A 7,768-nucleotide genomic window follows, 5' to 3' on the forward strand; every position below is an offset into this window, starting at 1 on the left:
CCTGGGAGATCGAGCGCCGCCCGCGCGGCGCATCGCCGGCAAGCCGCCTCCCACATTTGTTTCGGGCCAGTTATTCCTGAGACAGAGACGCGCGGCCTTAGAACTGAAAAATACAGATACTAATTAAGTTTCGCATTTGACAATCATTATCATTATGAATAGCTTGTCGCACGTCGTAGGAAGCTTCCCAGCCTTGGGTGCCTCCTTTCCCCTCTGTGACAAGGTGATTTCCATGGCGGAACAACTATCCACAAGTAAGTGCGATTCACCATTACTGCAGGCCTTCGTCGACAACCGCAGCATCCTGGTCAAGATCGCTGCGCGCATTACCGGCTGCCGCTCGCGCGCCGAAGATGTGGTGCAGGACGCCTTCTTCCGGCTCAGCGCCGCCCCGCAGATCACATCGTCGTTCAAGGCGCAGCTCAGCTACCTGTTCCAGATCGTGCGCAACCTGGCGATCGACCATTACCGCAAGCAGGCGATGGAGCTGAAATACTCCGGCAGCGAGGAGGAAGGCCTGAATGTGGTCATCCAGAACGCCTCGCCCGAAGCCACGCACATCAACCTCGCTGCGCTGGATGACATTGCCGAGGCACTGAACGAGCTGCCGCAGCGCACCCGCTACGCCTTCGAGATGTACCGCTTGCACGGCGTGCCGCAGAAGGACATCGCCAAGGAGCTGGGCGTGTCGCCGACACTGGTCAACTTCATGATCCGTGATGCACTGGTGCATTGCCGCAAGACGGCCAATCGCCAAGGTTGATCTTATGGGGCCGCTAAGCGGCCCCATGACCCTCAAGCCAATCTGCAGCGATCGAAGAAGCGCTCCCGCCCCAGAATCATCAACGCCGCCCGCTTGTGCGGGAAGTCGAACTCCTTGTCGCAATGGAAGCACTGGTCCTGCATGTAGCCGATCATCTTGCCGTTGTCGGCACGCGGCTCGGCCACCACCCGTTGGGTACGCGGGTCATCCAGAAACAGGTAGTGCACCAGCGCCGACAGCCAGCTGGCGACCTTGTGTGGCCCGCGATGGCTCTCTTCCCCTACCAGCATGTGGATGCCACGGTCGTAATCATCGGCCGGGTAAAACGGTGCAATACGGTCTTCCTTGGCCCAGTACGCCTCGAAGTAGGCAAACGGCTCATCATCGAAGCAGCCGATCAGCGTCAGGGTGTGCGGGTCGGCTTCGAGTTTGTCCAGGTATTCGCGGTGCTGCGCCAGCGTACCGCCCTCCTGCCAGAACGCCTCTACCCGTGGGTTGTTCTGCCAGCGGTTGAAACGCTCCAGGTCGTGCTCGATCTCAAGGGTGCGCAACGACACCCAGCTTCCCAGGCGCGCATCGAAGCGCCGGTACACCTCACCACGCGGCTTGGGTGCGCGGCGTGGGTGGCGTTTGCCGTTGCTGATCTGCATCTGCTGCGGGTACACCGCCGCCATCGACTCCCCCAGCCAAGGCTGTGGCAACTGCCAGAACAACGCCCGCTCGCACAGGTATTGGCCAGGCTGCTCGCCCACCCGCAGCAAACCACAGGCCAGCGCCTGAGGCTGTGGCTCGGGCAAGTGCCAGACCAGGCGCTGGCAGGCCGTGTCTCGAGACAGCAACCAGTAGCAGGCAGCCCACAAGGCCTGGTACGGGCGCTCGGGGCAAAGACGGTCCAGGTGAACATGCAAGGCGGCACCGGCCTCCAGGCGCACCTGGATCAACGGTCGGCCTTCAAGGGTAAGGCTCAGCCAGCCGCCCCCCTCCTCGGCACTGAGGTGGCGCCAGCGTGGCGGTGACGGGGGCTGCGAAGCGGCATCGAACGGCATGGGCTTGACTCACGAAAATGAAGAAAAGGCTCACTGCTGAGAACGTTGCCGTGGCGCGTGAATTTAGTCTTTCGGGGCCAAGACGGTGATACGGTAAGGCTCGAAGATCCGGGCCAGCTCACCGCTGTCACGCAGGTCTCGCAGCAGGCCGGCGAACGACTGCTGGCCGATAGGCGCCCCCGGGCGCAGCAAGGCGTAGTGGTGATACACCTGATCAATGCGCTGCGAGGGCACAAGCTGCGCCTTGCTGGCCGGGTTGCGCGCCATGAAGTCACTGAGGTAGGAGCGCGTGACCAGGGCGATGTCGGCGCGGCCGGCCTGCACCATCAGCAGGTTGCTGTCATGGGAGTAGGTCAGGGTCGCGTTGTACGCCTTGCGCAGGTAGTCCGGGTCGGGGTTGAAGCGGGCGAACGCGTAATGGTAGCCGTTGAACAAGGCCAGGCGTTTGCCGCGCAGGTCGTCGAAGTAATGCGGGTCACGGCCATTGGCCTGGCGGGCGACGAACACTTCGGCATCTTCCAGGCCCATGTCCACGGTCTGGTGGGCAATCTGCTCCCAGCCCCATTGCGGGTTCTCGAAAATGGCCATGTCGGTGCGGCCCTGCTGGAAGTCACCAAAACGCCGCTGGATGGACGTGGGCACCAGGACGAAGTGGTAAGCCTGTTGCAAGCGGTTGAGCGCGTCGACCAATTGCGGCAGCAGGCCGGTGTCGGCCCCCTGTTCGGGGCGCACCGTGTAAGGCGGGAAGTGCGCAGCGCCGATCTTCACCTCGACGGCATCTGCGGCCCATGCCGGCACCGCCAGCCAGTACACGGCCAGCAGCATCAGGGAGGACAGGGCCTTGAGGCCGGGCGCTGGAGTCAAGACGGACACTCATCACGGTTCATGCCTGGGTCCGTCTAAGCTAGGCGTTTTCCCTTGACGGCACAACTGCCGGTTCCCATCTTTGTGCCAAAGCAGGCGGCAAAATGCCATAGGGTGCCGTATGCCCCGACATTGGCTACGCTCTAGCAGGATCTGCAAGGGAGCCTGGTATGGGCCATTGGTTGGTGATCGACCTGGAAGCCACCACCGACGATGGTGGGTGGCCGGTCACAGAGATGGAAATCATTGAAATCGGCGCAAGCCTGGTCACCCGCGAAGGCCGCGAGGTTGACCACTTCCAGCGTTTTGTGCGGCCACGGCGGCGTCCGCAGCTTACCCCGTTCTGCCGTGAGCTGACGCACATCAGCCAGGCCAGCGTGGACGGCGCCGCACCGTTTCACGAGGTGTGGGCAAGCTTCGAGCGCTGGCTCGGGCACCACCGTGGGCAGCTTCAGGCCTGGGTCAGCTGGGGCGACTACGACCGCCAGCAACTGCACCAGGAATGGCAGCAGCACGGGCTCGACAGCCTGCTGCGCACCCTGCCGCACATCAACCTCAAACAACGCTTTGCCAAAGCCCGTCACCTGCAACGCCCCACGGGTTTAAACGGGGCCTTGCAACTGGCCGGCATGCACTTTTGCGGGCAGCAGCACAGGGCGCTGGAAGACGCGCGCAATACGGCGCGGTTGCTGCCGCTGACGCTCCCCGCCAATGGCCCCTGAAAGCAGATGACGCAGGCAATGGGCTTGGGCATACTGGCCAGCCATTTTTCATCACCCTGTTCAGGAGTCGCCCATGTTCCAGGTCAACGAGTACTTCAACGGCACCGTCAAGTCGATCGCATTCACGGGCGAAGAAGGCCCGGCCACTGTCGGCGTGATGGCCCCGGGCGAATACGAGTTCGGTACCGCCAAACGCGAGATCATGCATGTGGTGTCGGGTGCGCTGACCGTGAAGCTGCCAGGCAGCGACAACTGGGAAACCTTCAAGGCGGGCGACAAGTTCAATGTACCGGCTGACAGCAAGTTCCAGCTGCAGGTGAAAGTGGATACCGCTTACCTGTGCGAGTACCGCGACTAAGCGGTAGCCCGTTCCGGCCTCTTCGCGGGCTCGCCCGCGAAGAATCCAGCACTAACCCTTCAGGAATGCCGCAACCTTTTCAGCCGCCGTCTGCAAATGCTGCTCATGGCTGAACCCCGAAGCCTTCAACGGCTTCAGGTCATGGTCCCCCGCCACTAGCCAGCTCACTTCGATCGACGGCGACAACGCATACCCTGCCACCGCCTCACGGTTGCCCAGCGCATCGCGCTCGCCCTGCACGATCAACGTCGGTGTTTTCAACCCGGTCAGGTGCTCCACGCGCGGCTTCTCAGGTTTACCCACAGCGTAAAAGGGATAGCCCAGGCACACCAGTGCATCCGCCCCCAATTCGTCGGCCAGCAGGCTGGCCATGCGCCCGCCCATGGACTTGCCACCCACCGCCAACCTGCCCGCGACCAAAGGTCGCACCTGCCGGTACACCTCGCGCCAGCATTCCAGTAACACCTTCTGCTGGTTCGGCGGCCGCTTGCCACCGGTAACCCTGCGCTCGGCCATGTACGGGAACTCGAAGCGCACGACCGCCACCCCAAGCGCCGCAAGCCTTTGCGCCATTTCGTCCATGAACCCGCTGTCCATCGGCGCACCTGCGCCGTGGGCCAGGATCAGGCAGCCCTTGTAGCCGTCCTTACCCTGAACCTGTGGAGGATCGCAGCGCAAGCCTGGGACATTTCCGACCTTCGCCCATTGATCCCCGTCAATACCGGCACTTTGCCCATTAATCATGCTTGCCTCGCTGTAAAGCCTGCCAAATAACCGTGGATGGGAACCCATACATGAACACAACCAGCAGTACCGCCTATAACTACAAGGTGGTCCGCCAATTCGCCATCATGACGGTGGTGTGGGGAATCGTCGGGATGGGGCTCGGCGTCTTCATCGCCGCCCAGCTCGCCTGGCCTTCCCTCAACTTCGACCTCCCCTGGACCAGCTTCGGCCGCCTGCGCCCCCTGCATACCAATGCGGTGATCTTCGCTTTCGGCGGCTGCGCGCTGTTCGCCACCTCCTATTATTCGGTGCAACGCACCTGCCAGACCACCCTGTTCGCACCGGGCCTGGCCGCGTTCACCTTCTGGGGCTGGCAACTGGTGATCCTGTTGGCGGCCATCAGCCTGCCGCTGGGCTACACCAGCTCCAAGGAATACGCCGAACTGGAATGGCCGATCGACATCCTGATCACCATCGTCTGGGTGGCCTACGCCATCGTGTTCTTCGGCACGCTGATGAAGCGCAACACCAAACACATCTACGTGGGTAACTGGTTCTTCGGGGCCTTCATCCTGACCGTGGCGCTGCTGCACATCGTCAACAACCTGGAACTGCCAGTCAGCCTGACCAAGTCGTATTCGGTGTACGCCGGCGCTACCGATGCCATGGTGCAGTGGTGGTACGGCCACAACGCGGTAGGCTTCTTCCTGACTGCGGGCTTCCTGGGGATGATGTACTACTACGTGCCCAAGCAGGCCGAACGCCCGGTGTATTCCTATCGCCTGTCGATCGTGCACTTCTGGGCGCTAATCACACTGTACATCTGGGCCGGCCCGCACCACCTGCACTACACCGCCCTGCCCGACTGGGCGCAATCGCTGGGCATGGTGATGTCGCTGATCCTGCTGGCACCGAGCTGGGGCGGCATGATCAACGGCATGATGACCCTGTCGGGCGCCTGGCACAAACTGCGCAGCGACCCGATCCTGCGCTTTTTGGTGGTGTCCCTGGCGTTCTACGGCATGTCCACCTTCGAAGGCCCGATGATGGCCATCAAGACGGTCAACGCCCTGTCCCACTACACCGACTGGACCATCGGCCACGTGCACGCCGGCGCCCTCGGCTGGGTGGCGATGATCTCGATCGGCGCGCTGTACCACACCATCCCGAAAGTGTTCGGCAAAGAGCGCATGTACAGCCTCGGCCTGATCAACGCGCACTTCTGGCTGGCCACCATCGGCACCGTGCTGTACATCGCCTCGATGTGGGTCAACGGCATCGCCCAGGGCCTGATGTGGCGCGCGGTCAACAGCGACGGCACGCTCACGTACTCGTTCGTGGAAACCCTGGTGGCCAGCCACCCAGGCTTTGTCGTGCGCTTCGTCGGCGGCGCGATCTTCCTCAGCGGCATGTTCCTGATGGCCTGGAACACCTGGCGCACCGTGCGTTCGCCAGCGCTTGATGTCGCCCCTGCGAACGCCCAGTTGGCTTGAGGAGAAACGCCTGATGAAACATGAAGTCATCGAGAAAAACGTCGGCCTGATGGCCCTGCTGATGGTGTTCGCCGTCAGCATCGGCGGCCTGACCCAGATCGTCCCGCTGTTCTTCCAGGACGTCACCAACAAGCCGGTGGAAGGCATGAAGCCCTACACCGCGCTGCAGCTGGAAGGCCGCGATATCTACATCCGCGAAGGCTGCGTGGGCTGCCACTCGCAGATGATCCGCCCGTTCCGCGCCGAAACCGAGCGCTACGGCCACTACTCGGTAGCCGGTGAAAGCGTATGGGACCACCCGTTCCTGTGGGGCTCCAAGCGCACCGGGCCAGACCTGGCCCGCGTGGGCGGCCGCTACTCGGACGACTGGCACCGCGCGCACCTGTACAACCCCCGCAACGTGGTACCGGAGTCGAAGATGCCGTCGTACCCGTGGCTGGTCGCCCAGCAGGTCGACAACAGCCACACCGACACCAAGATGCGCACCCTGCGCACCCTGGGCGTGCCGTACTCCGACGACGACATTGCCGGCGCCCGCGACGCGGTCAAGGGCAAGACCGAGATGGACGCGCTGGTCGCCTACCTGCAGGTGCTCGGCACCGCGATCAAGAACAAGAGGTGAGTGCGATGGAACTGGACATCGGCATGATCCGCGGCCTGGGCACCCTGGTGGTGATGATCGCCTTCATCGGCCTCTCGCTGTGGGTATTCAACCGCCGCCGCGACCGTGATTTCGCCGAAGCGCGCCTGCTGCCCTTCGTCGACGACCGCCTGCCCCCTGCCGGGCAGGAACCTGCTGCAAAAAGGAGTAACGGGCAATGACCACCTTCTGGAGTACGTACATCAGCGTACTAACCATCGGTAGCCTGATTGGCCTGACCTGGCTGTTGCTCGCCACCCGCAAGGGCGAGAGCAAGCACACCACCGACCAGACCATGGGCCACAGCTTCGACGGCATCGAGGAGTACGACAACCCGCTGCCCAAGTGGTGGTTCTGGCTGTTCGTCGGCACCTTGGTGTTCTCGGTCGGCTACCTGATCCTCTACCCGGGCCTGGGCAACTGGAAAGGCATCTTGCCGGGTTATGAAAACGGCTGGACTGGCGCCAACGAATGGCAGAAGGAAATGGACAGGGCCGATGCCAGATTCGGCCCGATCTTCGCCAAGTACGCTGCCATGCCCGTGGAAGAAGTCGCCAAAGACCCGCAAGCGCTGAAAATGGGTGGCCGCCTGTTTGCCTCCAACTGCTCGGTGTGCCATGGCTCGGACGCCAAGGGTGCCTTCGGCTTCCCCAACCTCACCGACAAGGACTGGCGCTGGGGCGGCGATGCGGAAACCATCAAGGCGTCGATCATGAACGGCCGCCATGGTGTGATGCCGGCCTGGGCCGAGGTGATCGGCGAGCAGGGTGTGGCCGATGTGGCCGCGTACGTGCTGACCAGCATGGACGGCCGCACCCTGCCGGAAGGCGCCAAGGCCGACCCGGCCAAGGGCAAGGAGATCTTCGCCGGCAACTGCGTGGCCTGCCACGGACCGGAAGGCAAAGGCACTCCCGCCATGGGCGCGCCAGACCTGACCCACCCGCAGGCGTTCATCTATGGGTCGAGCTTTGCCCAGTTGCAGCAGACCATTCGTTATGGTCGCCAAGGGCAGATGCCGGCGCAGGCCGAGATCCAGGGCAACGACAAGGTGCACCTGCTGGCGGCTTATGTGTATAGCCTGTCGCAGGATGGCGCTGCTGAAACTGTGACCGCCAAATGAGTTCGCCGAGAGGGATTCGGCGCCTGTAAGACCGAG

The 7,768-nt window shown here is 62.9% G+C and carries 10 protein-coding genes; 7 read left to right on the top strand and 3 right to left on the bottom strand.

Annotation, left to right across the window (positions count from 1 at the left end):
- Positions 1-232 precede the first annotated feature (232 nt).
- Entirely contained in the window at positions 233-763 is a 531-nt protein-coding gene (locus APH36_RS26085) for an RNA polymerase factor sigma-70 (protein ID WP_016711688.1), read from the top strand.
- A gap of 32 nt (positions 764-795) precedes the next feature.
- Here the strand turns inward: APH36_RS26085 and APH36_RS26090 are convergent, their stop codons facing one another.
- The gene (locus tag APH36_RS26090) at positions 796-1,809 is read right to left on the bottom strand and encodes a GNAT family N-acetyltransferase (RefSeq protein ID WP_060501194.1); all 1,014 of its coding nucleotides are present in this window, start codon (positions 1,807-1,809) and stop codon (positions 796-798) included.
- Between the two features lie 63 nt (positions 1,810-1,872).
- Complete coding sequence (locus APH36_RS26095; protein WP_060501196.1) at positions 1,873-2,673, bottom strand: ABC transporter substrate-binding protein; 801 nt, start codon at positions 2,671-2,673, stop codon at positions 1,873-1,875.
- 170 nt (positions 2,674-2,843) lie between these two features.
- Between APH36_RS26095 and APH36_RS26100 the strand changes: the two genes are divergently transcribed.
- Positions 2,844-3,395, top strand: a complete 552-nt coding sequence (locus APH36_RS26100) for an exonuclease domain-containing protein (protein ID WP_060501198.1) — start codon at positions 2,844-2,846, stop codon at positions 3,393-3,395.
- A 73-nt stretch (positions 3,396-3,468) separates the two neighbouring features.
- Positions 3,469-3,753 (top strand): pyrimidine/purine nucleoside phosphorylase, encoded by a 285-nt coding sequence (locus APH36_RS26105; protein ID WP_060501200.1) that lies wholly within the window; start codon positions 3,469-3,471, stop codon positions 3,751-3,753.
- A 51-nt stretch (positions 3,754-3,804) separates the two neighbouring features.
- Here the strand turns inward: APH36_RS26105 and APH36_RS26110 are convergent, their stop codons facing one another.
- A complete protein-coding gene (locus APH36_RS26110) occupies positions 3,805-4,497 on the bottom strand; it encodes an alpha/beta family hydrolase (RefSeq protein WP_060501203.1) in 693 nt (230 codons plus the stop codon).
- A 50-nt stretch (positions 4,498-4,547) separates the two neighbouring features.
- Between APH36_RS26110 and ccoN the strand changes: the two genes are divergently transcribed.
- From ccoN to ccoP, 4 genes are read left to right on the top strand one after another with little or no spacing between them, the layout of a single operon-like run.
- Positions 4,548-5,972 (top strand): cytochrome-c oxidase, cbb3-type subunit I, encoded by a 1,425-nt coding sequence (gene ccoN / locus APH36_RS26115; protein WP_016488335.1) that lies wholly within the window; start codon positions 4,548-4,550, stop codon positions 5,970-5,972.
- Positions 5,973-5,985: 13 nt separating this feature from the next.
- Positions 5,986-6,594 carry a cytochrome-c oxidase, cbb3-type subunit II gene (ccoO, locus tag APH36_RS26120; protein ID WP_060501205.1) on the top strand — a complete coding sequence of 203 codons (609 nt, stop codon included), beginning with the start codon at positions 5,986-5,988 and terminating at the stop codon, positions 6,592-6,594.
- A gap of 5 nt (positions 6,595-6,599) precedes the next feature.
- Positions 6,600-6,794, top strand: coding sequence for a cbb3-type cytochrome c oxidase subunit 3 (locus APH36_RS26125; protein ID WP_016711696.1), 195 nt, complete (start codon positions 6,600-6,602; stop codon positions 6,792-6,794).
- On the top strand, positions 6,791-7,732 hold the full coding sequence (gene ccoP / locus APH36_RS26130; protein ID WP_060501207.1) for a cytochrome-c oxidase, cbb3-type subunit III: 942 nt from the start codon (positions 6,791-6,793) through the stop codon (positions 7,730-7,732). The genes APH36_RS26125 and ccoP overlap by 4 nt, the downstream gene beginning before the upstream one ends.
- Positions 7,733-7,768: the final 36 nt, after the last annotated feature.

The organism is Pseudomonas sp. NBRC 111133 (assembly GCF_001320605.1).
Lineage (GTDB): Bacteria > Pseudomonadota > Gammaproteobacteria > Pseudomonadales > Pseudomonadaceae > Aquipseudomonas > Aquipseudomonas monteilii.

What these genes read in the sequence shown, in the direction of transcription:
- APH36_RS26085 (WP_016711688.1), top strand. Translation starts at nt 233, where the DNA reads ATGGCGGAACAACTATCCACAAGTAAGTGCGATTCACCATTACTGCAG.
- APH36_RS26090 (WP_060501194.1), bottom strand. Translation starts at nt 1,809, where the DNA reads ATGCCGTTCGATGCCGCTTCGCAGCCCCCGTCACCGCCACGCTGGCGC.
- APH36_RS26100 (WP_060501198.1), top strand. Translation starts at nt 2,844, where the DNA reads ATGGGCCATTGGTTGGTGATCGACCTGGAAGCCACCACCGACGATGGT.
- APH36_RS26105 (WP_060501200.1), top strand. Translation starts at nt 3,469, where the DNA reads ATGTTCCAGGTCAACGAGTACTTCAACGGCACCGTCAAGTCGATCGCA.
- APH36_RS26110 (WP_060501203.1), bottom strand. Translation starts at nt 4,497, where the DNA reads ATGATTAATGGGCAAAGTGCCGGTATTGACGGGGATCAATGGGCGAAG.
- ccoN (WP_016488335.1), top strand. Translation starts at nt 4,548, where the DNA reads ATGAACACAACCAGCAGTACCGCCTATAACTACAAGGTGGTCCGCCAA.
- ccoO (WP_060501205.1), top strand. Translation starts at nt 5,986, where the DNA reads ATGAAACATGAAGTCATCGAGAAAAACGTCGGCCTGATGGCCCTGCTG.
- APH36_RS26125 (WP_016711696.1), top strand. Translation starts at nt 6,600, where the DNA reads ATGGAACTGGACATCGGCATGATCCGCGGCCTGGGCACCCTGGTGGTG.
- ccoP (WP_060501207.1), top strand. Translation starts at nt 6,791, where the DNA reads ATGACCACCTTCTGGAGTACGTACATCAGCGTACTAACCATCGGTAGC.